Origin of the sequence: Acidovorax sp. FG27, from assembly GCF_040365715.1 — a bacterium.
Lineage (GTDB): Bacteria > Pseudomonadota > Gammaproteobacteria > Burkholderiales > Burkholderiaceae_C > Paracidovorax.
In genome coordinates, this window is sequence record NZ_BAABVY010000009.1 from 382,429 (window position 1) to 408,643 (window position 26,215).

At 68.5% G+C, this 26,215-nt stretch carries 23 protein-coding genes; 22 read left to right on the forward strand and 1 reads right to left on the reverse strand.

Features of this window, described 5'->3' with window-relative positions; translation table 11 throughout:
* Nucleotides 1-7 precede the first annotated feature (7 nt).
* Entirely contained in the window at nucleotides 8-670 is a 663-nt protein-coding gene (gene ompA, locus ABWV53_RS08715; protein ID WP_353364940.1) for an outer membrane protein OmpA, read from the reverse strand.
* Nucleotides 671-903: 233 nt separating this feature from the next.
* On the opposite strand from ompA, the gene gyrA reads away from it, so the two are divergent.
* The 22 genes from gyrA to ABWV53_RS08825 all read left to right on the forward strand — a co-directional run bounded on the left by gyrA (nucleotide 904) and on the right by ABWV53_RS08825 (nucleotide 26,209).
* Nucleotides 904-3,567 (forward strand): DNA gyrase subunit A, encoded by a 2,664-nt coding sequence (gene gyrA, locus ABWV53_RS08720; RefSeq protein WP_353364942.1) that lies wholly within the window; start codon nucleotides 904-906, stop codon nucleotides 3,565-3,567.
* Nucleotides 3,568-3,676: 109 nt separating this feature from the next.
* A complete protein-coding gene (serC, locus tag ABWV53_RS08725; RefSeq protein WP_353364944.1) occupies nucleotides 3,677-4,786 on the forward strand; it encodes a 3-phosphoserine/phosphohydroxythreonine transaminase in 1,110 nt (369 codons plus the stop codon).
* Nucleotides 4,787-4,852: 66 nt separating this feature from the next.
* Nucleotides 4,853-5,950: a prephenate dehydratase gene (gene pheA, locus ABWV53_RS08730; protein ID WP_353364946.1), complete on the forward strand. Its 1,098-nt coding sequence runs from the start codon at nucleotides 4,853-4,855 to the stop codon at nucleotides 5,948-5,950.
* A gap of 84 nt (nucleotides 5,951-6,034) precedes the next feature.
* A complete protein-coding gene (locus ABWV53_RS08735) occupies nucleotides 6,035-6,922 on the forward strand; it encodes a prephenate dehydrogenase (RefSeq protein ID WP_353364948.1) in 888 nt (295 codons plus the stop codon).
* The gene (locus ABWV53_RS08740) at nucleotides 6,922-8,946 is read left to right on the forward strand and encodes a bifunctional 3-phosphoshikimate 1-carboxyvinyltransferase/cytidylate kinase (protein ID WP_353364950.1); all 2,025 of its coding nucleotides are present in this window, start codon (nucleotides 6,922-6,924) and stop codon (nucleotides 8,944-8,946) included. Before ABWV53_RS08735 ends, ABWV53_RS08740 begins: the two co-directional genes overlap by 1 nt.
* A 185-nt stretch (nucleotides 8,947-9,131) precedes the next feature.
* Nucleotides 9,132-10,817 (forward strand): 30S ribosomal protein S1, encoded by a 1,686-nt coding sequence (gene rpsA / locus ABWV53_RS08745; RefSeq protein ID WP_056661066.1) that lies wholly within the window; start codon nucleotides 9,132-9,134, stop codon nucleotides 10,815-10,817.
* A 120-nt stretch (nucleotides 10,818-10,937) separates the two neighbouring features.
* Nucleotides 10,938-11,249, forward strand: coding sequence for an integration host factor subunit beta (locus ABWV53_RS08750; protein ID WP_353364953.1), 312 nt, complete (start codon nucleotides 10,938-10,940; stop codon nucleotides 11,247-11,249).
* A gap of 218 nt (nucleotides 11,250-11,467) precedes the next feature.
* On the forward strand, nucleotides 11,468-11,797 hold the full coding sequence (locus tag ABWV53_RS08755; RefSeq protein ID WP_353364955.1) for a LapA family protein: 330 nt from the start codon (nucleotides 11,468-11,470) through the stop codon (nucleotides 11,795-11,797).
* Entirely contained in the window at nucleotides 11,787-12,944 is a 1,158-nt protein-coding gene (gene lapB, locus ABWV53_RS08760) for a lipopolysaccharide assembly protein LapB (RefSeq protein WP_353364957.1), read from the forward strand. Before ABWV53_RS08755 ends, lapB begins: the two co-directional genes overlap by 11 nt.
* Before the next feature lie 185 nt (nucleotides 12,945-13,129).
* A complete protein-coding gene (locus tag ABWV53_RS08765) occupies nucleotides 13,130-13,414 on the forward strand; it encodes a ComEA family DNA-binding protein (RefSeq protein WP_353364959.1) in 285 nt (94 codons plus the stop codon).
* 140 nt (nucleotides 13,415-13,554) lie between these two features.
* The gene (locus ABWV53_RS08770) at nucleotides 13,555-16,551 is read left to right on the forward strand and encodes a monovalent cation/H+ antiporter subunit A (protein WP_353364961.1); all 2,997 of its coding nucleotides are present in this window, start codon (nucleotides 13,555-13,557) and stop codon (nucleotides 16,549-16,551) included.
* Nucleotides 16,551-16,916, forward strand: a complete 366-nt coding sequence (locus ABWV53_RS08775) for a Na+/H+ antiporter subunit C (protein ID WP_353364963.1) — start codon at nucleotides 16,551-16,553, stop codon at nucleotides 16,914-16,916. The genes ABWV53_RS08770 and ABWV53_RS08775 overlap by 1 nt, the downstream gene beginning before the upstream one ends.
* A complete protein-coding gene (locus ABWV53_RS08780) occupies nucleotides 16,913-18,652 on the forward strand; it encodes a monovalent cation/H+ antiporter subunit D (RefSeq protein ID WP_353364965.1) in 1,740 nt (579 codons plus the stop codon). The genes ABWV53_RS08775 and ABWV53_RS08780 overlap by 4 nt, the downstream gene beginning before the upstream one ends.
* Nucleotides 18,649-19,140, forward strand: coding sequence for a Na+/H+ antiporter subunit E (locus tag ABWV53_RS08785; RefSeq protein ID WP_353364967.1), 492 nt, complete (start codon nucleotides 18,649-18,651; stop codon nucleotides 19,138-19,140). Before ABWV53_RS08780 ends, ABWV53_RS08785 begins: the two co-directional genes overlap by 4 nt.
* Nucleotides 19,137-19,418 (forward strand): K+/H+ antiporter subunit F, encoded by a 282-nt coding sequence (locus ABWV53_RS08790; protein ID WP_353364969.1) that lies wholly within the window; start codon nucleotides 19,137-19,139, stop codon nucleotides 19,416-19,418. Before ABWV53_RS08785 ends, ABWV53_RS08790 begins: the two co-directional genes overlap by 4 nt.
* Nucleotides 19,415-19,786: a Na+/H+ antiporter subunit G gene (locus ABWV53_RS08795; RefSeq protein WP_353364971.1), complete on the forward strand. Its 372-nt coding sequence runs from the start codon at nucleotides 19,415-19,417 to the stop codon at nucleotides 19,784-19,786. The genes ABWV53_RS08790 and ABWV53_RS08795 overlap by 4 nt, the downstream gene beginning before the upstream one ends.
* A 101-nt stretch (nucleotides 19,787-19,887) precedes the next feature.
* Nucleotides 19,888-21,720, forward strand: a complete 1,833-nt coding sequence (locus tag ABWV53_RS08800; RefSeq protein WP_353364973.1) for a peptidase M14 — start codon at nucleotides 19,888-19,890, stop codon at nucleotides 21,718-21,720.
* 200 nt (nucleotides 21,721-21,920) lie between these two features.
* A complete protein-coding gene (locus tag ABWV53_RS08805; RefSeq protein WP_353364975.1) occupies nucleotides 21,921-22,922 on the forward strand; it encodes a TRAP transporter substrate-binding protein in 1,002 nt (333 codons plus the stop codon).
* 7 nt (nucleotides 22,923-22,929) lie between these two features.
* Nucleotides 22,930-23,463: a TRAP transporter small permease gene (locus tag ABWV53_RS08810; RefSeq protein WP_353364977.1), complete on the forward strand. Its 534-nt coding sequence runs from the start codon at nucleotides 22,930-22,932 to the stop codon at nucleotides 23,461-23,463.
* Nucleotides 23,464-23,541: 78 nt separating this feature from the next.
* Nucleotides 23,542-24,855, forward strand: coding sequence for a TRAP transporter large permease (locus ABWV53_RS08815; RefSeq protein ID WP_353364979.1), 1,314 nt, complete (start codon nucleotides 23,542-23,544; stop codon nucleotides 24,853-24,855).
* A 39-nt stretch (nucleotides 24,856-24,894) separates the two neighbouring features.
* A complete protein-coding gene (gene crcB / locus ABWV53_RS08820; protein WP_353364981.1) occupies nucleotides 24,895-25,275 on the forward strand; it encodes a fluoride efflux transporter CrcB in 381 nt (126 codons plus the stop codon).
* Nucleotides 25,276-25,345: 70 nt separating this feature from the next.
* Nucleotides 25,346-26,209 (forward strand): LOG family protein, encoded by an 864-nt coding sequence (locus ABWV53_RS08825; protein WP_353364983.1) that lies wholly within the window; start codon nucleotides 25,346-25,348, stop codon nucleotides 26,207-26,209.
* The last annotated feature ends 6 nt before the right edge of the window (nucleotides 26,210-26,215 follow it).

The following is a 26,215-nucleotide window of genomic DNA, read 5'->3' on the forward strand; positions in this document are numbered from 1 at the left end:
AGATCGATCAGTTGGAGGCGCGGGTGCCGACCACTTCGATTTCAACGCGACGGTTCTTGGCGCGGCCTTCCTTCGTCTTGTTGTCGGCGATAGGTTGCTTCTCGCCCTTGCCTTCGGTGTAGACGCGGTTGCGTTCGATGCCCTTGGACACCAGGTACGCCTTCACGGCTTCGGAACGGCGGACCGACAGCTTCTGGTTGTAGGCATCGGTACCGATGGAGTCGGTGTGACCCACGGCGATGATGACTTCCAGGTTGATGCCCTTGACCTTGGAGACCAGGTCGTCCAGCTTGGCCTTGCCTTCTGGCTTCAGCACGGACTTGTCGAAGTCGAAGAAGGCGTCAGCTGCGTAGGTGACCTTCGAAGCCACTGCAGGAGCGGGTGCTGGAGCCGGTGCGGGAGCAGCGGCAGGAGCGGGAGCAGCAGCCGGAGCGGGAGCAGCAGCCTGAACAACCAGAGCACCATCGCAGCCGACAGCGGCCGTGGCGGGGGTCCAGTTGGCGTCGCGCCAGCACAGTTCGTTGGTGCCGTTCTTCCAGACCAACTCGCCGGTGCCGTTTTGCCAGTTGTCGATGACCTTGCCGCCATCAGCTGCCTTGACCTGGGCGCCAGCCGACGTCGCGATTACGGCAGAGGCCAACAACATCGCCACTTTGTTCAGTTTCTTCATGGTTCTCCTCTTGGGGAAAAAGCCGCAGCCGCGCTGCGAATCAGGGACGTCGTCAGTGACCATCACTAAAAACGTTGATTTGATTGTGCCATACGTAACAAGCCAAAGATGGTTTTGGCGGGGTGCGCACCGTAGGACAGAAGCGCGAGGGCGCCGTTATGTTGCAAACCTGCGACACAGTCTTGGAACTAAAATGAATCGTCCCTGTCGCCTCCCCGTCGCCCCCACTTGCCATGACCCAGTTCGCCAAAGAAACCCTGCCAATCAGCCTAGAAGAGGAAATGCGCCGCAGTTACCTCGACTATGCGATGAGCGTGATCGTGGGGCGTGCGCTGCCCGATGCGCGCGATGGGTTGAAGCCCGTGCACCGGCGCGTGCTGTTCGCGATGCACGAGCTGAACAACGACTGGAACCGTCCCTACAAGAAGTCCGCCCGTATCGTGGGCGACGTGATCGGCAAGTACCACCCGCACGGCGACAGCGCGGTGTACGACACCATCGTGCGCATGGCGCAGGACTTCTCCCTGCGTCACATGCTGGTGGACGGCCAGGGCAACTTCGGCTCGGTCGATGGCGACAATGCGGCGGCCATGCGGTACACCGAAATCCGCCTGGCGAAGATCGCCCACGAGATGCTGGGCGACATCGACAAGGAAACCGTCGATTTCGGCCCCAACTACGACGGCAGCGAGAAAGAGCCGCTGGTGCTGCCGAGCAAGCTGCCCAACCTGCTGGTCAACGGCTCGGCCGGCATCGCGGTGGGCATGGCCACCAACATTCCGCCGCACAACCTGAACGAGGTGGTGGATGCCTGTCTGCACATGCTGCGCAACCCCGAGGCCACCATCGACGAGCTGATGGAGATCATCCCGGCGCCCGACTTCCCGACGGCCGGGATCATCTACGGCATCAATGGCGTGAAGGACGGTTACCGCACCGGGCGGGGCAAGGTCATCATGCGCGCCCGCTGCCATTTCGAGGACATCGACCGCGGCCAGCGCCAGGCGATCATCGTCGACGAGCTGCCCTACCAGGTCAACAAGAAGACGCTGCAGGAGCGCATGGCCGAGCTGGTGCACGAAAAGAAGATCGAAGGCATCAGCCACATCCAGGACGAATCCGACAAGTCGGGCATGCGCCTGGTGATCGAGCTCAAGCGCGGCGAGGTGCCCGAGGTCGTGCTGAACAACCTGTACAAGCAGACGCAGCTGCAGGACACCTTCGGCATGAACATGGTGGCGCTGGTCAACGGCCAGCCGCGCCTTTGCAACCTGAAGGACCTGATCGTCGTCTTCCTGCAGCACCGCCGCGAAGTGGTGACGCGCCGCACGGTGTTCGAGCTGCGCAAGGCGCGCGACCGCGGCCACGTGCTCGAAGGCCTGGCGGTGGCGCTGGCCAACATCGACGAATTCATCCGCATCATCCGCGAGTCGCCCACGCCGCCGGTGGCCAAGGCCGAGCTGATGACGCGCGCCTGGGACAGCAAGCTGGTGCGCGAGATGCTCACTCGCACGCGGGAAGACGGCGGCGTGGTCAATGCGGACGACTACCGCCCCGAGGGGCTGGAGCGCGAATTCGGCATGGGCCAGGACGGTCTCTACCGCCTGTCGGACACCCAGGCCCAGGAAATCCTGCAGATGCGCCTGCAGCGCCTGACCGGGCTGGAGCAGGACAAGATCGTGGCCGAGTACAAGGAAGTGATGTCGGTCATCGAAGACCTGCTGGACATCCTGGCCAAGCCCGAACGCGTCTCGGTCATCATCGGCGAGGAGCTGGGCCACATCAAGCAGGAGTTCGGCCAGTCCAAGCTGGGCGCCCGCCGCAGCGTGGTCGAGTACAGCGCGCAGGACCTCTCCACCGAAGACCTCATCACGCCCACCGACATGGTGGTGACGCTCTCGCACACCGGCTACATCAAGAGCCAGCCGCTGTCCGAATACCGTGCCCAGAAACGCGGCGGGCGCGGCAAGCAGGCCACGGCGACCAAGGAAGACGACTGGATCGACCAGCTCTTCATCGCCAACACGCACGACTACATCCTGTGCTTCTCCAACCGCGGGCGCCTCTACTGGCTGAAGGTGTGGGAAGTGCCGGCCGGCTCGCGCGGCTCGCGCGGCCGACCCATCGTGAACATGTTCCCGCTGCAGGAAGGCGAGAAGATCAACGTGGTGCTGCCGCTCACGGGCGACATGCGCACCTTCCCGGCCGACCGCTACGTGTTCATGGCGACCAGCATGGGCACGGTGAAGAAGACCGCGCTGGACGAATTCAGCAACCCGCGCAAGGGCGGCATCATCGCCGTGAACCTGGACGACGGCGACTACCTCATCGGCGCGGCGCTGACCGACGGCAAGCACGACGTGATGCTGTTTTCCGACGGCGGCAAGGCCGTGCGCTTCGACGAGAACGACGTGCGCCCGCTGGGCCGCGCGGCGCGCGGCGTGCGCGGCATGATGCTGGAAGACGGCCAGAGCGTGATCGCCATGCTGGTGGCCGAGAACGAGACTCAGAGCGTGCTCACCGCGACGGAGAACGGCTACGGCAAGCGCACCGGCATCGTCGAATACACCCGCCACGGCCGCGGCACCAAGGGCATGATCGCCATCCAGCAGAGCGAGCGCAACGGCAAGGTCGTGGCCGCCACGCTGGTGCATGCCGACGACGAGATCATGCTCATCACCGACAAGGGCGTGCTGGTGCGCACCCGCGTGTCCGAGATCCGAGAGCTGGGCCGCGCCACGCAGGGCGTGACCCTGATCGCCTTGGACGAAGGCGCGAAGCTGAGCGGCCTGCAGCGCATCGTCGAGAACGATGCCAACGTGCCGGACGGCGACCTTCCGCCCGAAGGCTCCGGCGACACGGGGGCCGACACGCCGCCGCCCGCCGGCGACGCCTGAACCCGCCGCATCCGCGCCCGGCGCGCCGGGACGTCGATGCTATTGAATCAATAGCTGCCAGCGCTTGTACATCAAGCGCTGGCAGCATTTTTGACACTGAATTCCTGCCATGAACCGTCCCTACAACTTCTCCGCCGGCCCCGCCGCCATTCCCGCCGAGGTGCTGCAGCAGGCAGCCGGGGAGATGCTGGACTGGCACGGCAGCGGCATGGGCGTGATGGAGATGAGCCACCGCGGCAAGGAATTCATCGCCATCTACGAACAGGCCGAAGCCGACCTGCGCGAGCTGCTGGCGGTGCCGCCCGAATTCAAGATCCTGTTCATGCAGGGCGGCGGCCTGGCCGAGAACGCCATCGTGCCCCTGAACCTGTCCCGCGCGGCCACGGTCGATGTCGTCGTGACCGGCAGCTGGAGCCAGAAGTCGCAGAAGGAAGCGAAGCGCTACGCCTCCGAAGTGCGGGTCGTCGCGTCCGGCGAGGAAAGCGGCTTCACCACCGTGCCCGACCCGGCCACCTGGCAGCTGAGCCGGGGCGCGAGCTACGTGCACCTGTGCAGCAACGAAACCATCCACGGCGTCGAATTCCAGCAGTTGCCCGACCTGAAGGCGCTGGGCAGCGACGCCCCGCTCGTCATCGACTTCTCTTCGCATGTGGCGTCGCGCCCGGTGGACTGGTCGCGTGTCGGCCTGGCCTTCGGCGGCGCGCAGAAGAACCTGGGCCCCGCCGGCCTCACCCTGGTCGTCGTGCGGGAAGACCTGCTGGGCCACGCCCTGCCGATCTGCCCGAGCGCCTTCGACTACAAGGTGGTGGCCGACAACCAGTCCATGTACAACACGCCGCCGACCTGGAGCATCTACATCGCGGGCCTGACCTTCCAGTGGCTCAAGCGCCAGACCGAGGGCGACGCCACCGGCATCGCCGCGATGGAGCGGCGCAACATCGCCAAGGCGGCGCGGCTCTACGACTACATCGACCAGTCGCAGCTCTACTTCAACAAGGTCGCGCCAACCGCGCGCTCGCGCATGAACATCCCGTTCCTGCTGCGCGACGAATCGCGCAACGAGGCGTTCCTCGCCGGCGCCAAGGAACGCGGCCTGCTGCAGCTCAAGGGCCACAAGTCGGTCGGCGGCATGCGCGCCAGCCTCTACAACGCCATGCCCATCGAAGGCGTCGAGGCGCTGGTGGCGTACATGCAGGACTTCGAGCGAAAGCAGGCCTGAGAAAGCGTTAAAAAGGCACCCGCCGCGCCCCCTCGCCCCCGCCCTCCCCCCACCAGACAGCACCCGATGTCCACTCCGCAAGCCTCCCCCGATCTCGCCAGCCTGCGCGTGCAGATCGACAACATCGATCAGCAGCTGCTCACCCTGCTCAACCAGCGCGCGCTGGTCGCCGAGCGCGTGGGCGAGGTCAAGAAACGGGAGGGCACGCCCTTCTTCCGGCCGGACCGCGTGGCGCAGGTCATCGACAAGATCCAGACCGCCAACCCCGGCCCGCTCAAAGGGCCGCACGTGGCCGCCATCTGGCGCGAGATCATGTCCGCCTGCCTGGCGCTGGAAGCCCCGCAGCGCGTGGCCGTGCTGGGCCCGGCCGGCACCTTCTGCGAACAGGCGGCCGTGGAATTCTTCGGCGGCGCGGCCGACCTGATGTACTGCGCCAATTTCGACGAGGTGTTCCACGCCACGGCCGCAGGCAGCGCGCAGTACGGCGTGGTGGGCGTCGAGAATTCGGTCGAGGGCGTGGTCACCCGCTCGCTCGACCTCTTCCTGCACACGCCCTGCCATGTGGTGGGCGAGGTCAGCCTGCTGGTGCGGCACAACCTGCTGCGGCAGTCCAACAGCCTGGAAGGCATCGAAGCGGTGCTGGCACACCCGCAGGCGCTGGCACAGTGCCAGAGCTGGCTCGCCAAGCACCTGCCGCACGTGGAACGCCGGCCGGTCTCCAGCAATGCCGAAGGCGCGCGGCTCGCCGCCACCAACCCGGCCTGGGCCGGCATCGCCAGCGAACGCGCCGCATCGCAGTTCGGCCTGCACATCGTGTCCCACGCGATCCAGGACGACGCCTACAACCGCACCCGCTTTGCCGTGATCTGCCTGCCGCACACGCTGGCGACACCGCCCGCGTCGGGCAAGGATTGCACCAGCCTGGTCATCTCCGTGCCCAACCAGCCCGGCGCGGTGCACGACCTGCTGGTGCCGCTCAAGAAGCACGGCGTGTCGATGACGCGTTTCGAATCGCGTCCGGCCCGCACGGGCCAGTGGGAGTACTACTTCTACATCGACCTGGACGGCCACCCCAGCCAGCCGCACGTGGCGCGCGCGCTGGAAGAGCTGCGCAGCCTGTGCGCGTTCTACAAGGTACTGGGTTCCTACCCGGTCGCGCCATGAGCGCGCACGTCGGCGGCCGCCAGCGCAGCGGCGTACCCAGCAGGCCCGCGCGAGCGGTGGACGGCTCCACCGGGGAGGGCCGGCATGTTTGAGCAACTCGGCCTGATCGGCTGCGGACTCATGGGCGGCTCGTTCGCGCTGGCGATGAAGCAGGCGGGCCTGGTCAAGCGCGTGGTCGGCTACAGCAAGTCGCCTTCCACCACCGACCGCGCCCGGCAGCTCGGCGTGATCGACGTCGAGGCGCCCTCCGCGCTGCTGGCGGTGGCCGGCGCCGACATCGTGCTGCTGGCGGTGCCGGTGGCCGCCACCGAGGCCACCCTCAAAGCCATCAAGCACCTGGTCACGCCGCAGATGCTCATCATGGACGTGGGCTCCACCAAGGCGGACGTGGTACAGGCGGCTCGCCAGGCGCTGCGCGACCAGGTCGGCTCATTCGTGCCCGCACACCCCATCACCGGCCGCGAGGTCTCTGGCGTCGAACATGCGGAGGCCGAGCTCTACAGCGGACGGCAGGTCATCCTGACGCCCACGGAGCGCACCCTCACCGCCCACCTGCAGCGCGCGGAGGCGCTCTGGACGGCGCTGGGCTGCCGCGTGCAGAGCATGTCGCCCGAATCGCACGACGCCGCCTTCGCCGCCGTGAGCCACCTGCCCCACATGCTGGCCTTCGCCATGATGAACAGCATCACCGCGCAGACCGAAGGCGACACCTTCCTGTCGCTCGGCGGGCCGGGCTTCCGCGATTTCACGCGCATCGCCGCCAGCGACCCCAAGATGTGGCGCGACATCCTGCTCGCCAACCGCGAAGAGCTGCTGCTGCAGGCCCGCCTCTTCCAGCAGGCGCTCGGCGACTTCGAGCAGGCCATGCAGCAGGGCGACAGCCAGGCGGTCGAGGACCTGATCACGCTGGCGAGCGCCACGCGCACGCACTGGCGCATGGGCGCGCAAAGAACGAACAAGACCGGCACCTGATGTACACCACCGCCTTCCTCGATCTCCCGCCGCTGGCCTCGGCCGGCGGCAGCGTGCAGTTGCCCGGCTCCAAGAGCATCTCCAACCGCGTGCTGCTGCTGGCGGCGCTGAGCCACGGCACCACCGTGGTCCACGACCTGCTCGCCTCGGACGACACGCGCGTGATGCTGGACGCCCTCCGGCAGATCGGCTGCACCGTGGAGCCGTCGGGCAGCACCGTGCGCATCACGGGCCTGGGCGAGCGCGCGGCGCAGTCGCCCGCCCGGCTCTTCCTGGGCAACGCCGGCACGGCCATGCGGCCGCTGACCGCCGCGCTGGCCTTGCTGGGCGGCGAGTTCGAGCTGTCGGGCGTGCCCCGCATGCACGAGCGACCGATCGGCGACCTGGTCGCCGCCCTGCGCCAGCTCGGCTGCCGCATCGACTACCTGGGCAACGACGGCTTCCCGCCGCTGCGCATCGCCCACCAGGGCGGCGTGCCGCCGCTCTCGCTGAGCGAGCCGATCCGCGTGCGCGGAGACGTCTCCAGCCAGTTCCTCACCGCCCTCCTGATGGCGCTGCCGCTGGTGGCGCGCACGCAGGACGTGGTCATCGACGTGGTGGGCGAGCTGATCTCGCGCCCCTACATCCACATCACGCTGGAGCTGCTGGCGCGCTTCGGCATCGACGTGCGCCACGATGCGTGGCAGCGCTTCACCATCCCGGCCGGCAGCCGGTACCGCTCGCCCGGCAGCATCCATGTCGAGGCGGATGCCTCTTCTGCTAGCTATTTCATAGCACTGGGCGCCCTTGCGATGGGCGCCGAAGGCACGGATGGCGTCAAGGTGCTGGGCGTGGGGCAGGATTCGATCCAGGGCGACATCCGTTTCATCGAAGCCGCGCAGGCCATGGGCGCGCAGGTGGAAAGCGGCCCGAACTGGCTCACCATCCGGCGCGGCGCCTGGCCCCTCAAGGCCATCGACCTGGACTGCAACCACATTCCCGATGCCGCGATGACGCTGGCCGTGATGGCCCTGTATGCCCACGGCACCACCACGCTGCGCAACATCGCCAGCTGGCGCGTGAAGGAGACCGACCGCATCGCCGCCATGGCCGCCGAGCTGCGCAAGCTGGGCGCCACGGTGGAAGAAGGCGCCGACTTCATCCGCGTCACCCCGCCCGCGCACCCCGGCGACTGGCGCGCTGCCAGCATCCACACCTACGACGACCACCGGGTCGCCATGTGCTTTTCGCTCGCGGCGTTCAACCCGGCCGGGCTGCCGGTGCGCATCCTCGATCCCCAGTGCGTGGCCAAGACCTTCCCGGATTACTTCGAGGCGCTCTTCTCGGTGGCCCACGCGCCCGTCGACAGCATTCCGGTGATCTGCATCGACGGCCCCACCGCCTCGGGCAAGGGCACCGTCGCCGCCGCCGTAGCCCAGCGGCTGGGCTACCGCTTCCTCGACTCCGGTGCCATGTACCGCATCGCGGCGCTGGCCGCGGTGCAGGCCGGGCTGCGCATCGACGCGGAGCACGAGCCCCGCATCGCCGCGCTGGCCCGGGCGCTGCCGGTGCGCTTCGACGCCGGCCACGTGTGGCTGGGCGGCGACGACGTGACCGAGGCCATCCGCACCGAGGAGGCCGGCATGAACGCCTCGCGCGTGTCCGCCCTGCCGCAGGTGCGCGAGGCGCTGGTCGAGCTGCAACACAGCTTCCGGCAGTTGCCGGGGCTGGTGGCCGACGGGCGCGACATGGGCACCGTCATCTTCCCGAACGCGCCCCTGAAGGTGTATCTCACGGCCAGCGCCGCCTGCCGGGCGGAGCGCCGGCATAAACAGTTGATTTCAAAGGGAATTTCGGCTAACATAGCCGACCTTCGCGCCGACTTGGAGGCGCGCGATGCCCGGGACAGCTCCCGCAGCGTCGCGCCACTGAAGCCCGCGCAGGATGCCCTGGTGCTGGACAATTCCCTGCTCACGATCGACGAGGCCGTCGAGCAGGTCATTGCCTGGTGGCAGGAACGCCAGCCCTTCGCTGCCCCGCAGTGACCGGCCGGCAACGCGGGGCGAAAAGCCGCCCCGCACTGGCCCACCGAGCCCCCGCCGCGCCTCCAGCGCCCGGCTCGCGTGGTTCGCAACCCTACCGCGGCCCCCGCCGCACAACCTTCCGCAGGCAGTCCTAGAAACGACGGCAATGGTGCTGTCGGAAACCTGTTTGCGGCGCTAGGAAATACATGTCTGAATCTTTTGCCGCCCTTTTTGAAGAGTCGTTGACGCGCACCGAAATGCGCCCAGGCGAAGTCATCACCGCTGAAGTCGTGCGCGTCGAGCACAACTTCGTCGTGGTGAACGCAGGCCTCAAGTCCGAAGCCTACGTGCCCCTGGAAGAGTTCAAGAACGACAAGGGCGAAGTCGAAGTGCAAGTCGGTGACTTCGTCTCCGTGGCCATCGGCTCGATCGAAAACGGTTACGGCGACACCATCCTGTCGCGTGACACCGCCAAGCGCCTGGCCTCCTGGCTGGCGCTGGAAAAGGCCCTGGAATCCGGCGAATTCGTCACCGGCACGACCAGCGGCAAGGTCAAGGGCGGCCTGACGGTGCTGGTCAACGGCATCCGCGCCTTCCTGCCCGGTTCGCTGATCGACACGCGTCCGATCAAGGACCTGACGCCTTACGAGAACAAGACCCTGGAATTCAAGGTCATCAAGCTCGACCGCAAGCGCAACAACGTGGTGCTGAGCCGCCGCGCCGTGGTGGAAGCCTCCATGGGCGAAGAGCGCGCCAAGCTGATGGAAACCCTGAAGGAAGGCTCCATCGTGCAAGGCGTGGTCAAGAACATCACCGAATACGGTGCGTTCGTGGACCTGGGCGGCATCGACGGCCTGCTGCACATCACCGACATGGCATGGCGCCGCGTGCGTCACCCCTCCGAAGTGGTGACGGCTGGCCAGGAAATCATGGCCAAGATCCTGAAGTTCGACACCGAGAAGAACCGTGTGTCGCTGGGTCTGAAGCAGATGGGCGACGACCCATGGATGGGCGTGTCGCGCCGCTATCCTTCGGGCACCCGCCTGTTCGGCAAGGTCACGAACATCGCCGACTACGGCGCGTTCGTGGAACTGGAACCCGGCATCGAAGGCCTGGTCCACGTGTCCGAAATGGACTGGACGAACAAGAACATCGCTCCTTCCAAGCTCGTGTCGCTGGGCGACGAAGTCGAAGTCATGGTCCTCGAGATCGACGAAGACAAGCGCCGCATCAGCCTGGGCATGAAGCAGTGCAAGGCCAACCCATGGCAAGAGTTCGCGCAAAACACCAAGCGCGGCGACCGCGTCAAGGGCCCGATCAAGTCGATCACCGACTTCGGCGTGTTCGTGGGCCTGGCTGCCGGCATCGACGGCTTGGTGCACCTGTCCGACCTGTCGTGGAACGAGGCTGGTGAAGCCGCCGTTCGCAACTACAAGAAGGGCCAGGAAGTCGAAGCCATCGTGCTGGCCGTGGACGTGGACCGCGAACGCATCTCCCTGGGCATCAAGCAGCTCGACGGCGACCCATTCACCACCTTCGTGACGGTGAACGACAAGGGCCAGACGGTGACCGGCAAGGTCAAGACCGTGGACGCCCGTGGCGCCGAGATCGACCTGGGCGAAGACATCGTGGGCTACCTGCGTGCTTCGGAAATCTCCCGCGATCGCGTGGAAGATGCCCGCAACGTGCTGAAGGAAGGCGACGAAGTCACGGCCGTGGTGGTGAACGTGGATCGCAAGACCCGCAACATCCAGCTGTCGATCAAGCAAAAGGACATGGCCGACGAGCAAGGCGCCATGGCCAGCCTGTCGCAGCAATCGAGCCGCGAAAGCGCCGGCACGACCAGCCTGGGCGCCCTGCTGCGCGCCAAGCTGGACAACTCCGACAAGTAAGCCATCCATCGCCAGATCGGCAACGCACCGCCGGAGCTCGCTCCGGCAGGTCACAACGGCGGGCGCTTCGAGCGCCCGCCTTCTTTTCCGATGACACATCCCGATCCTGCAAAGCCCTCCATGACCCGATCAGACCTCGTCGAAGACCTGGCCGCGCGATTCAGCCAGCTCACCCAGCGCGACGCCGAGCAGGCCGTCAAGACCATTCTGGACGCGGTGGGCGATGCACTGGTGCGTGGCCACCGGATCGAGATCCGCGGCTTCGGCAGCTTTTCGGTCAACCGGCGCCCGCCCCGCATGGGCCGCAACCCGCGCAGCGGCGAAGCGGTGGCCATTCCGGAAAAGCGCGTTCCCCACTTCAAGCCGGGCAAGGCCCTGCGCGAAGCGGTGGACCAGCGCACGGCGCAGATGAAGGATGGGTCGAGCGACTGACGCTACTCTTTTGATAGCTGAACGCCCTTATTAATTGGGCGCCAGCGGCCTGAATGGCGGGCAGCGGGCATGCCAGCGCGGCGATGCGCCCGCCCAGGTCCTAACCTCGGCACCCGGCACGCTGCCCTGCTCGCGTCGGCGGCAGCCGATGCGCCGAGCGACCGGCTCCGCGTCGCATCCGGTGCAACCTTAGAATCGACGCTCCACCGGGGAGACGCATGAAGTATTTTCTGTGGCTGCTCAAGGCAGCCATTTTTTTTACCCTGTTCGCTTTCGCGCTGAACAACCAGCAAGACGCCACTGTGCATTTCTTCTTCGGCACGCAGTGGCGCGCGCCCATGGTGCTGGTCGTGCTGACGGCCTTCGCCGCGGGCCTGGTCGTCGGCGTGCTGGGCATGGTGCCGCGCTGGTGGAAGCACCGCAGCGCCGCCCGCAAGGCCGGCGTGGCGGCGGCCGCCCACCCCGCACAGCCCACCACGCCCCCCGCTCCCGCCGCGCTGGTGCCTGCGGAACTCACCACGCCACCATCGCCCTTCCATGGAATTTGATCTCAGCTGGATCCTGCTCGGCTTTCCGCTCGCCTTCGGCCTGGGCTGGCTCGCCTCGCGATTCGACCTGCGCCAGTTGCGCGAGGAAAACCGCCGCGCGCCCAAGGCGTACTTCAAGGGCCTGAACTACCTGCTCAACGAGCAGCAGGACCAGGCCATCGACGCCTTCATCGAAGCGGTGCAGAACGACCCCGACACCTCGGAGCTGCACTTCGCGCTGGGCAACCTGTTCCGTCGCCGGGGGGAATACAACCGCGCCGTGCGCGTGCACGAGCACCTGCTCTCGCGCGGCGACCTGAGCCGCAGCGACCGCGAACGGGCCCAGCACGCCCTGGCGCTGGACTTCCTCAAGGCCGGCCTGCTCGACCGGGCAGAGGACGCCCTGCGCCGGCTCGAAGGCACGCCGTTCGAGAACCAGGCCCGCCTGGCGCTGCTGGCGATCTACGAACGCTCGCGCGACTGGCCGCAGGCAGCTGCCATCGCCCGCAAGATGCAGGGCTCCAACCAGGGCGATTTCAGCCCGCGGCAGGCCCACTACCTCTGCGAGCAGGCGCTCACCCAGGCGGCCCACGGCGATCTGGCGGCGGCGCAGCGCCTGCTGGAGTCGGCGATCGACGCCGCGCCGGGCGCCGCACGGGCGCGCATCGAGCTGGCCCGGCTGCTGCAGCGCCAGGGCGACGCGCCCGGCGCGCTGGCCGCGCTGCTGCAACTGGCGCAGGACGCGCCGGCGGCGCTGCCGCTGGCCGCCGCGCTGCTGGTCGAGCTGGCCGCCGCCACGGGCCGCTCGGCCGAGGTGCGCGCCCTGCTGCTGCGGCACTATGAGCAGTTCCCCGCCCTGGATCTGCTGGAAGGCATCGTGGCGCTCGACCTGGCGCCGGACGCTCCACCCGGGCCGGGCCGCGAATGGTACGTGCGCCACCTGGACAAGGAGCCGTCGCTGGTGGCGGCGTCCAAGTGGCTGGCGACCGAGACGCTCGCCCATGAAGAGTTCCACCCTCAGATCCAGCGCGCGCTGGACGTGGCCGTGAAGCCGCTCACGCGCTACCGCTGCGCCGCCTGCGGATTCGAGGCCCGGCAGCATTTCTGGCAGTGCCCGGGCTGCCAGACGTGGGACAGCTATCCGGCGCGGCGCGTCGAAGAGCTCTAAGCAGGTGTGACAGCCTTCTGAGACGGCGTGAATGGCCCCGGCGCGCCGGCGCCCCCCTCGCGCTGTCAACCAAGGTCAACCGGCCGGGCCGGCGCGCCAGCGGCGCGTGACAACACACGCGGGGCCCGCCTAACCTGTCGGTGCAGCATGCCGCTGCGCACCACGTCCAGACAGGGAGCTCTCGCATGGTCAAGTCCCTCATCACCCTCGCCGCCGCACTCTGGGCCGCCGCGGCCCTCGCCGCGGTGGATGTCAACCGCGCCACCGAGGCGCAGCTCGACGCCGTCAAGGGCATCGGCCCGGCCATGTCGGGCCGCATCCTGGCCGAGCGCAAAAAGGCTCCGTTCAAGGACTGGCAAGACCTGGTCGAGCGGGTCAAGGGCATCGGCCCGGGCTCGGCCGCCCGCTTCTCCGCCGAGGGCCTGACCGTCAACGGCGACCCGTTCAAGCCGGCCGCGACATCGCGCTGACCTTCGCCCCGGGCCGGGGGCGGGGCCGTTCGCAGCCCCCGGGCCCCGCACGATAAAGCCGGCGGGCGCGCAGCCAATCGCCGTCTGCTGCTCGGGTTTTCATAGCGGCGCGGGAGGGGCGCCCGTAGAATGGTTCGCGCATGCCCCTCGTCCTTCTCATCCTTCTACCCTTCCTCGGCAGCGTGCTGGCGGCGCTGCTGCCCACCAACGCGCGCAACACCGAATCCACCCTGGCCGGGGTGATCGCCGTGTTCTGCACGGTGCAGGTGGCGATGTGTTTTCCGGAAGTGGCGGCGGGCGGCGTGCTGCGCCAGGAGATCCCCTGGCTGCCATCGCTGGGGCTGAACCTGGTCGTGCGCATGGACGGCTTCGCGTGGATGTTCTGCATGCTGGTGCTGGGCATCGGGTCGCTGGTGGTGCTGTATGCGCGCTACTACATGTCCGCCGAAGACCCGGTGCCGCGCTTCTTCTCGTTCTTCCTGGCCTTCATGGGCGCCATGACCGGCGTGGTGCTGTCGGGCAACATCATCCAGCTGGCGTTCTTCTGGGAACTGACCAGCCTCTTTTCCTTCCTGCTCATCGGCTACTGGCACCACCGCCAGGATGCACGGCGCGGCGCGCGCATGGCCCTCACGGTGACAGGCACGGGCGGGCTGTGCATGCTGGCCGGCATGCTGGTGATCGGCCACATCGTCGGCAGCTACGACCTGGACCACGTGCTGGCGGCCGCCCAGCAGGTGCGCGACCACCCGCTCTACCTGACCGCGCTGGTGCTGGTGCTGCTGGGCGCCTTCACCAAGAGTGCGCAGTTCCCATTCCACTTCTGGCTGCCCAACGCCATGGCGGCGCCCACGCCGGTGTCGGCCTACCTGCATTCCGCCACCATGGTGAAAGCGGGCGTCTTTCTGCTGGCGCGGTTCTGGCCCGTCATGGGCGACACCGAGGCGTGGTTCTGGCTGGTGGGCGGAGCCGGCATGTGCACCCTGCTGGTGGGCGGCTACGCGGCCATGTTCCAGCATGACCTCAAAGGCCTGCTCGCCTATTCGACCATCTCCCACCTGGGGCTCATCACGCTGCTGCTGGGCCTCAACAGCCCGCTGGCCGCCGTGGCCGCCGTGTTCCACATCATGAACCACGCCACGTTCAAGGCCTCGCTCTTCATGGCGGCGGGCATCGTGGACCATGAATCCGGCACCCGCGACATCCGCCGCCTCTCGGGACTGCGCACCATGATGCCGGTCACCGCCACGCTGGCGATGGTGGCCAGCGCGTCGATGGCGGGCGTGCCGCTGCTCAATGGCTTCCTCTCCAAGGAGATGTTCTTCGCCGAGACGGTCTACATCAACGCCACGCCGCTGGTCGCTTGGGCGCTGCCGGTGGCCGCCACCATCGCCGGCGTGTTCAGCGTAGCCTATTCGCTGCGCTTCATCGTCGATGTGTTCTTCGGCCCGCGCGCGACCGACCTGCCACGCGAGCCGCACGAGCCGCCGCACTGGATGCGCGTGCCGGTCGAATTGCTGGTGCTGGCCTGCCTGGTGGTCGGCATGCTGCCGGCCTGGTCGGTCGGCCGGTTCCTCGCCGCTGCGGCGGCGCCGGTGGTCGGCGGCACCCTGCCCGAGTACAGCCTCGCGGTCTGGCACGGCTTCAACACGCCCCTGGTGATGAGCATCGTCGCCATGCTGGGCGGCATCGCTCTCTACCTCCTTCTGCGCTGGCAGCGGCAGGCCGGCCATGTGGACGCGCCGCCGCTCATGTACCGCATCAGCGGCCAGCGCGCCTTCCAGCGCGTGATGGTGCTGCTGACGCGTGCCGGCCGCAGCGGCCGCGCGCTGCTGTCCACCGAGCGACTGCAGTGGCAGATGCTCTGGCTGGTGCTGGCCACGCTGGTGGCCGGCGGCCTGCCGCTCTGGACGCAGGGCCTGCAGCTCGGCGACCGCGGCACGCTGCCGCTCTCGCCCAGCTTCGTGCTGCTCTGGGTGCTGGGCATCGCCTGCGCCGTCGGGGCGGCGTGGCAGGCCAAGTACCACCGGCTGGCGGCGCTCACGCTGCTGGGCGGGGCGGGCCTGTGCACCTGCATCACCTTCCTCTGGTTCTCCGCGCCCGACCTGGCGCTGACCCAGCTGGTGGTGGAGGTCGTCACCACCGTGCTGGTGCTGCTGGGCCTGCGCTGGCTGCCCCGGCGCGACGAGAGCCTGCGCGGCACCGGCGTGAGCCTGGCCATCGCCCGGGCGCGGCGCCTGCGCGATCTGGTCGTCGCGGTGGCGGCCGGGGGCGGCATGGCCTGGCTGGCCTACGCCATGATGAGCCGGCCGTTCGCCGACAGCGTCTCGACCTTCTTCCTGGAGCGAGCGCTGACCGAAGGCGGCGGCACCAACGTGGTCAACGTGGTGCTGGTGGACTTCCGCGGCTTCGACACCTTCGGCGAGATCGTGGTGCTGGGCATCGTGGCGCTCACCGTGTATGCGCTGCTACGGCGCTTCCGCCCCGCGCGCGAAACCATGGACCTGCCGGAGCAGCAGCGCGCCCTGCCGGCCGACCTGCAGACCGACCTGCTGAACCCACGCAACGCGCCCGACACCGCCGTGGGCTACCTCATGGTGCCCGCCGTGCTGGTGCGGCTGCTGCTGCCCTTCGCGACGCTGGTGGCGTTCTACCTCTTCATGCGCGGCCACAACGAGCCGGGCGGCGGCTTCGTCGCGGGCCTGGTGATGTCGGTCGGGCTGCTGCTGCAATACATCATCTCCGGCACGGAATGGGTGGAGGCCCACCTGCCCCTCTACCCGCGCCGCTGGATCGGCACGGGCCTCTTGGTCGCCCTGGCCACCGGCGCGGCCGCGATCGTGCTGGGCTACCCGTTCCTTACCAGCCACACCGCGCATTTCACGCTGCCCGTGATCGGCGAGATCCACGTCGCCAGCGCCATGTTCTTCGACATCGGCGTGTTCGCGCTGGTGGTGGGCTCCACGCTGCTCATGCTGACCGGCATCGCCCACCAGTCGGTGCGCGGCCACCGCTACCACGCCCGGCTGATGGACGACGAACGCGCCGAGCGCGAGGCCGCCGTCGCAGCCGCCGCGGCCACCGTGGGCGATGCGCCCGTGCCGCCTTCCCATCCCCTGCCCGACGGAGCCCGCTGATGGAAATCGTCCTTGCCATCGCCATCGGCGTGCTCACCGGCTCCGGCGTCTGGCTGCTGCTGCGCCCGCGCACCTTCCAGGTCATCATGGGCCTGATGCTGCTGTCGTATGCGGTCAACCTGTTCATCTTCAGCATGGGCCGGCTGGGCCTGGCCATCGACAAGGAGCCGGTGCTGATCGACGGCGTGCCGCAGGATCTGCTGCATTACGCCGACCCCATGCCGCAGGCGCTGGTGCTGACGGCCATCGTCATCGGCTTCGCCATGACGGCGCTCTTTTTGGTGGTGCTGCTCGCCTCCCGCGGCATCTCGGGCACCGACCACGTGGACGGCAGCCGCGCGCGCGACCTGCAGGAGATGCCATGACCGGCTGGTCCGCATTCACGGCGTCGCTGATGCCGCACCTGATGCTGGCGCCCATCATGCTGCCGCTGCTGACGGCATCGCTGATGCTGCTGCTGCGCGAAGAGCGCCAGCGGTTCAAGCTGGGCGTCAACATCGCCTCCACCCTGCTGGGCCTGGTGATCTCCATCGCCCTGCTGCAGTGGACGCACAAGGCCGGCGCGCCCACCTCCATGGGCGTCTACCTGCCCGGCAACTGGCCGGCGCCGTTCGGCATCGTGCTGGTGCTCGACCGCCTCTCGGCGCTGATGCTCGTGCTCACCAGCCTGGTCGCGCTCTGCTCCATCCTCTTTTCGGCCACGCGCTGGCACCGGGCGGGCGTGCACTACCACCCGCTCTTCCAGTTCCAGCTCATGGGCCTGGCCGGCGCGTTCCTCACCGCCGACCTGTTCAACCTGTTCGTGTTCTTCGAAATCATGCTGGCCGCCTCCTACGGCCTGCTGCTGCACGGCTCCGGGCGCACGCGCATCGAGTCGGGGCTGCACTACATCGCCATCAACCTGGCGGCGTCGTCGCTGTTCCTGATCGGCGCCTCGATGCTCTACGGCATCACCGGCACCTTGAACATGGCCGACCTGGCGCGCAGCATCCCGCAGGTGGCGGCGGTGGACCGGGGCCTGCTGCACGCGGCCGCCGGCGTTCTGGCCACGGCGTTCCTCATCAAGGCGGCCGTCTGGCCGCTCAACTTCTGGCTGGTGCCCGCCTACGGCGCCGCCACCGCCCCGGTCGGCGCCCTGTTCGCGCTGATGACCAAGGTGGGCATCTATACCCTGCTGCGGCTCTGGACGCTGATGTTCAGCGGCGAGGCGGGCGCGTCCGCGCTGTTCGGCGGCATGTGGCTCATCGGCGGCGGCCTGCTGACGATGGTGTTCGGTGCAGTCGGCATGATGGGCTCGCAGCGGCTCACCCACCTGGCCGGGTTCGCGGCGGTGCTGTCCTCCGGCACGCTGCTCGCGGCACTCGGCTTCGGGCAGAACGTGCTCACCGCCGGCCTGCTGTTCTATCTGCCCAGCTCGGTCATGGCAGTGAGCGCCCTCTTCCTGCTGGCCGACCTGATCGACCGCTGGCGCAACGACGGCGCATCGCTCGCTCCCCACGAGACCGACGGCGAGGCGCCTTTCCTCAATGCCCAGCTGCTGCCCACCAGCGCGCACAACCTCGACGAGGACGAAGCGGCGCTGATTGGCCGGGTGATTCCCGCGGCCGCCGCCTTCCTGGGCCTGGCCTTCCTGACCTGCACCCTGGTCATCGCCGGGCTGCCGCCGCTGTCGGGCTTCGTGGGCAAGTTCGCCATGCTGACGGCGCTGCTGAACCCGCTGGGCCTGGGTTCGTCGGCCGGCCACACGCCCGGCCTGGAGGGCTGGGCACTCGTCGTGCTGATGATCGCCACCGGCCTGGTCGCGCTCATCGCCCTCACCCGTGCCGGCGTCACGCATTTCTGGGCCAGCCACGGCCGGCCCAACCCGCAGCTGCGCGTGGCCGAGGGCGTGCCCATCGCGGTGCTGCTGACCGCCTGCATGGTGCTGACGGTGCAGGCCGACAGCGTGATGCGCTTCATGCAGGCCACCGCGCATTCGCTGCATGCGCCCGGCAACTACGTGCGCGCCGTGATGTCGGCCCAGCCCGTGCCCGGCCCCGTCACCAGCGGCACGCCGGCCACCACGCCGGAGGCGACGCGCATTCCAGGAGCCTCGCAATGATCCGCAGCATCTTCCCCGCGCCGCTGCTGTCGGTGGCGCTCTTCGGCATGTGGCTGTTGCTGAACGGCTCGCTCAGCGCCGGACACCTGGTGCTGGCGCTGCTGGTGGCGGTGATCATTCCCGTGCTCACCCGCGGGCTGCGGCCCTTGCCCGTGCGCATCCGCAAGCCCGGCACCGTGCTGCGGCTGGCACTGAACGTGCTGATCGACACCTCGGTCTCCAACCTCGCCGTGTCGCGCTTCCTGGCCTTCAAGTCGCTGCGCCGGCATTCCTCGGGCTTCGTGCACATTCCGCTGGAGCTGCGCGACCCCAACGCGCTCGCCGTGCTGGCGGTGATCGTCTGCATCACGCCCGGCACGTCGTGGGCCGAACTCTCGCTCGACCGCTCGGTGCTGCTGCTGCACGCGCTGGAAGTGGGCGACCCGCAGGAGCTGATCGACCACATCAAAACGCGCTACGAGCGCCCCCTGATGGAGATCTTCGAATGAACACCCCGATCCTTTCGTGGGCGCTGCCCATCGCGCTCTTCATCCTGGCCCTGGCAATGGGCTGCTGCCTGCTGCGCGTGCTGCGCGGCCCGTCGGCGCAAGACCGGGTGCTGGCGCTGGACTGCACCTACCTGAACGGCATGCTGCTGATGCTGGTGCTGGGCATCTACTACGGCAGCACCAACTACTTCGAGGCCGCGCTGCTGATCGCGCTGCTGGGCTTCGTCAGCTCCACCGCCATGGCCAAGTTCCTGCTGCGCGGCGAGGTGATCGAATGACCGAAGGGACCCTGCCGCTGTGGACGGAAATCACCATCGCCGTGCTGGTGCTGGCCGGCTCGGTCATCGCGCTACTGGGCTCCATGGGCCTGCTGCGGCTGAAGACGTATTTCGAGCGCGTCCACGCGCCTTCGGTGATCGCCACCATGGGCTGCTGGTGCATCATGCACGGCACGCTGCTGTACTTCTCCATGCAGGGCGGGGGCCTCGCCATCCATGCGCTGCTGATCGCGCTCTTCATCGCCATCACCGTGCCCGTCACCACCATCTTCCTGATGCGGGCGGCGCTCTTTCGGGCGCGCCGCGCCGGCAAGGACGTGCCGGCCAGCCTGAGCCGCATCGTCTCGAGCGACGAGCGCGACTCGTGACGTCGGGCGGCGCATTGGCCGCCATGCGGCCATTTACTATTGAATTGATAGCTACTGGTGCTTGATGGATAAGCGCCAGCGGCCATTTTGAGCACCCAACCATGGTCCAGACCGCCTCCGCACCCGGCACCGTCCTGCTCGACACCACCGTTGTCCGCACGCTGCAGGATTGGCTGGACCGGTTCACCCAGCCGCAGTGGGCCGGCACGCATCTGGAAGGCTGGCTGTTCGAAGACGCAGCGACCCGCCAGGCTGCGCAGGACCGGCTGGCCGCCGCGGGTATCACCGCCCGCCTGCACAGCGCGTACAAGCCGCTGGTGCACCACTTCCTCGCCATCGGGGACCGCGCCCGGTTGCGGCACGCCGTGGTGCGCTGCCCCCGCGTGCAGCCGGGCGCCGAGCGCCGCTTCGCGCTCGAAGCCTATCCGCTGGCCGCCCTGTTGCCCGAGGGCGCCCTGCGCCTCGAGCTGGGCGACATGTGCGACGAACCGGCGGCGCTCCACTACGAGGTGCAGCTGCACTGGCAGGACGGCCACGCCGAGACGCACCGGGTCTTCGCACCCAACCGGCGGCACGCGGACGGCATCGGCCAGCCGCAGTGGTCGCCCACCGGCTGGCTGCGCGTGGGCAGCGCGCCGGGAACGGCCGACCTGCTCGACACGCCCGTGCTGACCGATTACGAGCAGCTCTTCGCCCACGTGCTGCACACCGTGCGGGGGCAGCCCTGGGGCCAGCGCGAACCGTACTTCGAGCGGCTCGACATCCGCGTCCACACGCCGGGGCTGGAATACGCCCTGCCCGCCGCCGCCGAGCGCATCAGCACGCACGAGGCACTGCACGAAGACATCTACTTCTCGCTGCTCGAATGCTTCCAGCAGCACTCCGGCCGCCCGCCCGGCGACCGCCGGCTGCAGCCCGGCCAGATCGTGCCGGACGTGCGCGCCCTGCCCTGGCCGGCCGGCGAGCCCCGGGTGCGCATCGCGCTGCGCCCGTTCGACACCGGCCTGCAGGACGCCGCCGCCTGGCCCGACAGCGACCCGCCGGACGCCCCCCTGCACCGCCTGGGCCAGGCGCCCTCGCCTGCGCGCATCCACCAGGTGCTGCAGGCGCTGTCGGCCTTGCCGGGCGTGGAGCGCTTCGCGGCGCCCACGCGCCAGGGCCGCACCGTGCATGGGCTCTACCTGCCCGGCAGCGACGCGCCCGTCTTCATCAGCGCGGCGCAGCACGCCAACGAGACCTCGGGCGTGGTGGGCGCGCTGCGGGCGGCGCAGGCCCTGCAGCGCCAGCCCGGCGCGCACTTCGCGCTGATCGCGCTGGAGAACCCCGACGGCTACGCCCTGCACCGCGAACTGGGCGCGCAGCACCCGCACCACATGCACCACGCGGCGCGCTACAGCGCCCTGGGCGACGACATCGAATACCGCGATGCCAGTGACGGCGCCACGCTGCTGGAACGCGCGGCACGCGAGCACGCGCTGGCCTGCTCCGGTGCCGGCCTGCACATCAACCTGCACGGCTATCCGGCCCATGAGTGGACGCGGCCCCTCACGGGCTACGTGCCGCGGGGCTTCGAGCAATGGATGCTGCCCAAGGGCTTCTTTCTGATCCTGCGGCACCACGCCGGCCGCCGGCACCAGGCGCTGGCCCTGCTGGAGGCCGTGACGGCCGCGCTGCGCGAGGTGCCCGGCCTCGCCGACTTCAACGCCCGGCAGATGGCGCTCTATGCACGGCACGCCGGCCCCATTCCGTTCGAGACACGGCACGGCTTCGCCTACTCGGTGACGGAAAACCCGCAGGGCGCGCCCGTCACGCTCATCACGGAGTTTCCCGACGAGACCATCCATGGCGACGACTTCCGCTTCGCCCACACCGTGCAGTGCGCCGCCGTGCTCGCGGCGCAGCAGGCCTGGCAGGGCATCGTGAACGCTGGCTGACGCTTCGCGCCCGACCGGCCCGCGGCCTGGCACGGGACATGCATGGCTGCAGGGCGGTGGATGGAGCATCCGGGTCGCACCCGAGATGCTTTCCCCCGGCACCCCGCTTACAGTCGATGCGCCCCTGGCGGCCGCACGGGTGTCCGCACGGCGCCGGGCCGCAGAGCCCTTCCTGGATGACCTTTCCTTCCGGAGCACCTATGCAGCGCAGAGCCCTTCCCTTCCTCGCCCTGGCCCTGGCCGGCGTCCTTTCCGCGGCGCCGTGCGCCGCGCAAGTCCGCTGGGACCTTGCGGCCGCCTACCCGGCCAGCAACTTCCACACCGAGAACCTGATGCAGTTCGCCAAGGACGTGGAGGCCGGCACCGGCGGCAAGCTGCGCATCACGGTGCACGCCAACGCCTCGCTCTTCAAGGCCAACGAGATCAAGCGCGCGGTCCAGGGCGGCCAGGCGCCGGCCGGAGAGATCCTGCTGCCCAATTTCGAGAACGAGAACGCCGTCTTCGGCGCTGACGGCCTGCCGTTCCTCGCCACCTCGTACGCCGACTCCCGGCGCCTCTACGAGGCCCAGAAACCGGTGCTCGAACGCCTGCTCGGCGCGCAGGGCCTGCGCCTGCTCTACACGGTGGCCTGGCCGCCGCAAGGCATCTACACCAAGAAGGAAATCGCCTCGGTGGCCGACCTGCGCGGCATCAAGTGGCGCGCCTACAGCCCCGCCACGGCCAAGATCGCGGAACTGATCGGCGCGCAGCCGGTGACCATCCAGGCGGCCGAACTCTCGCAGGCCATGGCCACCGGCGCTGTGGAGTCGATGATGACCTCCGGCTCCACCGGCTACGACAGCAAGATCTACGAAAGCATCAAGTACTTCTACGACACGCAGGCCTGGTTGCCGAAGAACGCGGTCATCGTGTCGCGCAAGGCGTTCGACGCGCTGGACAAGCCCGCGCAGGATGCGCTGCTCAAGGCCGCGGCCGAGGCCGAGGCGCGGGGCTGGAAGCTCAGCGCCGAGAAGAACGAGTGGTACAAGAAGGCCCTGGCCGACAAGGGCATGAAGATCCTGCCGCCGCCGGTCAAGCTGAACGCCGACCTGCGCCAGGTGGGCGACGTGATGCTCGCCGACTGGCTGCGCAAGGCGGGGCCGGACGGCGAGGCCATCATCGCGGCCTACCGCAAGTCCGCCCCCGCGGGCGCCGCCAAGTGAGCCCGGCGTGCGGCGCTTTCTCGACCGGATCTACCTCGCGGCGGGCGCCCTGGGCGCCGCCTGCGTCGCGCTGATCTGCGCGCTGATGATCGCCCAAAGCCTGCTGCGCGAAGCCGGCGTGCGCACCGGCGCGCTGAACGACGTGGTGGCCTGGCTCTGCGCGGCCGCGGCCTTCTTCGCCATGGCCCACGCCTTCAAGCACGGCGATTTCGTGCGCGTCACGCTGCTGCTGGACAAGCTGCCGCCCCGCGCGCGGCGCGCTTTCGAGCTGGCCGCGCTGGCCATGGGCACGGTGGCGACGGCCTACCTCGCCTGGTCCGCCTGCCTCTTCACCTATGAGAGCTGGGAATTCAACGACGTGGCCCAGGGCCTGCTGCCGCTGCCGATGTGGATTCCCCAAATGAGCTTCGCGATCGGGTCGGTGCTGCTGCTGGTGGCCGTGCTGGATGAATTCCTGATCGTGCTGCGCGGCGGCACGCCGAGCTTCGTGCGTGCCGTGGAGGAACGCCACGCCCGCGGCGACTTCTCCGCCGACATCTGAGCCCTTGCGCCCTGCCGCCCCCCGCCACCGTTTTAGACCACCCGAGCCCGCGCCCCGCGCGGCAGAAAGACCTGTGCCATGGACATCCTGATGGTGGGCGGCATCCTGCTGCTGCTGATGATCGTGCTGCTCGCGGGCGGCGTCTGGATCGCGATGACGCTGGCCATCTGCGGCTGGGTGGGCCAGGCCTTCTTCACCAGTACCCAGCCGGGTAAGAACCTGTTCTCGGCCTTCTGGGAAAGCAATGCCAGCTGGGAGCTGGCCGCGCTGCCGCTCTTCATCTGGATGGGCGAGATCCTGTTCCGCACGCGGCTGAGCGAGGAGATGTTCGAAGGCCTGCGTCCCTGGCTCAACCGGGTGCCGGGCCGGCTGATGCACACCACCATCCTGGGCTGCGGCATCTTCGGCTCGGTCTCGGGCTCGTCGGCCGCCACCTGCGCCACCATCAGCAAGGTCGCGCTGCCGGAGCTGCTGCGGCGCGGCTACGACGAGCGCCTGGCCCTCGGCTCGCTGGCCACGGCCGGCACGCTGGGCATCCTCATCCCGCCCTCGATCACCATGGTGGTGTACGCGGTGGCCGCCGATGCGTCCATCATCCGCATCTTCCTGGCGGGCTTTCTGCCCGGGCTGCTGCTCATGCTGCTGTTTTCAGGCTACATCGGCTGGTGGAGCCTGCGGCATCCCGACCGGGTGCCGGCGGCCGATCCGCCCAGCACGCTGCGCCAGAAGATCCGCCAGTCGGGCAACCTCATCCCCGTCACGGTGCTGATCGTGTTCATCGTCTGGGTGCTGGTCGCGGGCTACGCCACGGCCACCGAATGCGCGGCCTTCGGCGTGGCGGGCTCGCTGGGGCTGGCCCTCTGGAGCCGGTCGCTGACGTGGAAGAACTTCTGCGAGGGGCTGATGGGCGCGACGCGCACCAGCTGCATGATCATGTTCATCCTCGCGGGCGCAGCCTTCCTCACCAAGACCATGGCCTTCACCGGCATACCGCGCGAGCTGGCTGAATGGGTGGATGCCATGCAGCTGCCGCCCTACGCTCTGATCGCGGTGCTGACGGTCGTCTACCTGGTGCTGGGCACGGCGCTGGACGGCATCAGCATGATCGTGCTCACCAGCGCCGTGGTGCTGCCGATGATCCAGAAGGCCGGGTTCGACCTGGTGTGGTTCGGCATCTTCATCGTGCTGCTGGTGGAGATCGCCGAAGTCACGCCGCCGGTGGGCTTCAACCTCTTCGTGCTGCAGAACATGACGGGCAAGGACAGCAACACCATCGCCCGCGCCGCCATTCCGTTCTTCGTGTGCCTGGTGGTCTGCATCGCGCTCATCACGCTCTTCCCGCAGATCGTGACCGTGCTGCCGGACCTGGTGATGGGCAAGGACGGCGGCTGAACCCCGGGCGCCCTCGCGCGTCCTGAGATACTCCGCGCCATGCTGCTGAACATCGCCGTCATCTGCCTGGCCGCCTGCGTCGGTGCCCTGATGCGCTGGGGCTTCGCACTCTGGCTGAACCCGGGCGGGCTGCTCCCGTGGGGCACGCTGGCCGTGAACCTCATCGGTGGCTACTGCATCGGCATCGCGCTCGCGGTGTTCGCCAGCCGGCCCGACATCGACCCCGCCTGGCGGCTGCTCGTCATCACCGGCTTCCTGGGCACGCTCACCACGTTCTCCAGCTTCTCGGGCGAGGTCGTGACCATGCTCATGCAGCAGCGCTTCGGGCTGGCCTTCGGCACCATCGCGCTGCACCTGGGCGGCTCGCTGGCGCTGACCTGGTTCGGCATGCGCTCGGCGTTGTGGTGGCTGGCGCGCTAATCTGTCGCACACTCATACTTGTCCCCGCACGGCCACGGCCGTGCCCTCTTTCCCTCGCACCATCGCTTCCATGGAAACCACCACCGACCTGAAAGACAGCCGCCTGGCCGACGCCTGGGCCACGCTGCAGAACCACGCCGTCGAAGGCAACCCGCTGCACGCCGACGCCTACCGGCTGGCGTTCGCCGACCCCGAATTCCTGCTGCGCCGCGAGACGCGGGGCATCCGCTTCCAGCTGGAGATGCTCAAGCCCGACCTGGGCCAGACGGCGCAGGGCATCGAAAACACCGTCGTCGTGTACGGCAGCGCCCGCTTCGTCGCGCCCGACGAAGCCCAGGTGCAGCTGGAGTCGGCCGAGGCCAGCGGCGACGCCACCCGCATCGCGCGGGCCAGGCTGGGCGTGAAGAACGCCGTCTACTACGACCTGGCGCGCCAGTTCACCCGCATCGTGGCGGAGCACAGCCAAGCGCAGCCGCCCGCAGAGCGCCTCTATGTCTGCACCGGCGGCGGCCCCGGCATCATGGAAGCGGCGAACCGCGGCGCCCACGAAGTCGGCGCGCTGAACGTGGGCCTTAACATCGCGCTGCCGCACGAGCAGAGCGGCAACCGCTTCATCTCGCCCTCGCTCAGCTACAAGTTCCACTACTTCGCGCTGCGCAAGATGCATTTCATGATGCGCGCCAAGGCGCTGGTGGCCTTCCCGGGCGGTTTCGGCACGCTGGACGAACTCTTCGAGGTGCTCACCCTCGTGCAGACCGGCAAGGCCAAGCCGGTACCGATCGTGCTCTTCGGCACGTCGTTCTGGAAGAAGGTGGTGAGCTTCGAGGCGCTGGTGGAGCAAGGCACCATCTCCGAAGCCGACCTGAAGCTCTTCCACTACACCGACGACCCGCAGGAAGCCTGGAGCATCATCAAGGCGTTCTACAACCTCTGAGCGGTA

Bases quoted from the DNA above. Each gene is read 5' to 3' on its own strand.
- ompA (WP_353364940.1), bottom strand. From the start codon at position 670: ATGAAGAAACTGAACAAAGTGGCGATGTTGTTGGCCTCTGCCGTAATC.
- gyrA (WP_353364942.1), top strand. From the start codon at position 904: ATGACCCAGTTCGCCAAAGAAACCCTGCCAATCAGCCTAGAAGAGGAA.
- serC (WP_353364944.1), top strand. From the start codon at position 3,677: ATGAACCGTCCCTACAACTTCTCCGCCGGCCCCGCCGCCATTCCCGCC.
- pheA (WP_353364946.1), top strand. From the start codon at position 4,853: ATGTCCACTCCGCAAGCCTCCCCCGATCTCGCCAGCCTGCGCGTGCAG.
- ABWV53_RS08735 (WP_353364948.1), top strand. From the start codon at position 6,035: ATGTTTGAGCAACTCGGCCTGATCGGCTGCGGACTCATGGGCGGCTCG.
- ABWV53_RS08740 (WP_353364950.1), top strand. From the start codon at position 6,922: ATGTACACCACCGCCTTCCTCGATCTCCCGCCGCTGGCCTCGGCCGGC.
- rpsA (WP_056661066.1), top strand. From the start codon at position 9,132: ATGTCTGAATCTTTTGCCGCCCTTTTTGAAGAGTCGTTGACGCGCACC.
- ABWV53_RS08750 (WP_353364953.1), top strand. From the start codon at position 10,938: ATGACCCGATCAGACCTCGTCGAAGACCTGGCCGCGCGATTCAGCCAG.
- ABWV53_RS08755 (WP_353364955.1), top strand. From the start codon at position 11,468: ATGAAGTATTTTCTGTGGCTGCTCAAGGCAGCCATTTTTTTTACCCTG.
- lapB (WP_353364957.1), top strand. From the start codon at position 11,787: ATGGAATTTGATCTCAGCTGGATCCTGCTCGGCTTTCCGCTCGCCTTC.
- ABWV53_RS08765 (WP_353364959.1), top strand. From the start codon at position 13,130: ATGGTCAAGTCCCTCATCACCCTCGCCGCCGCACTCTGGGCCGCCGCG.
- ABWV53_RS08770 (WP_353364961.1), top strand. From the start codon at position 13,555: ATGCCCCTCGTCCTTCTCATCCTTCTACCCTTCCTCGGCAGCGTGCTG.
- ABWV53_RS08775 (WP_353364963.1), top strand. From the start codon at position 16,551: ATGGAAATCGTCCTTGCCATCGCCATCGGCGTGCTCACCGGCTCCGGC.
- ABWV53_RS08780 (WP_353364965.1), top strand. From the start codon at position 16,913: ATGACCGGCTGGTCCGCATTCACGGCGTCGCTGATGCCGCACCTGATG.
- ABWV53_RS08785 (WP_353364967.1), top strand. From the start codon at position 18,649: ATGATCCGCAGCATCTTCCCCGCGCCGCTGCTGTCGGTGGCGCTCTTC.
- ABWV53_RS08790 (WP_353364969.1), top strand. From the start codon at position 19,137: ATGAACACCCCGATCCTTTCGTGGGCGCTGCCCATCGCGCTCTTCATC.
- ABWV53_RS08795 (WP_353364971.1), top strand. From the start codon at position 19,415: ATGACCGAAGGGACCCTGCCGCTGTGGACGGAAATCACCATCGCCGTG.
- ABWV53_RS08800 (WP_353364973.1), top strand. From the start codon at position 19,888: ATGGTCCAGACCGCCTCCGCACCCGGCACCGTCCTGCTCGACACCACC.
- ABWV53_RS08805 (WP_353364975.1), top strand. From the start codon at position 21,921: ATGCAGCGCAGAGCCCTTCCCTTCCTCGCCCTGGCCCTGGCCGGCGTC.
- ABWV53_RS08815 (WP_353364979.1), top strand. From the start codon at position 23,542: ATGGACATCCTGATGGTGGGCGGCATCCTGCTGCTGCTGATGATCGTG.
- crcB (WP_353364981.1), top strand. From the start codon at position 24,895: ATGCTGCTGAACATCGCCGTCATCTGCCTGGCCGCCTGCGTCGGTGCC.
- ABWV53_RS08825 (WP_353364983.1), top strand. From the start codon at position 25,346: ATGGAAACCACCACCGACCTGAAAGACAGCCGCCTGGCCGACGCCTGG.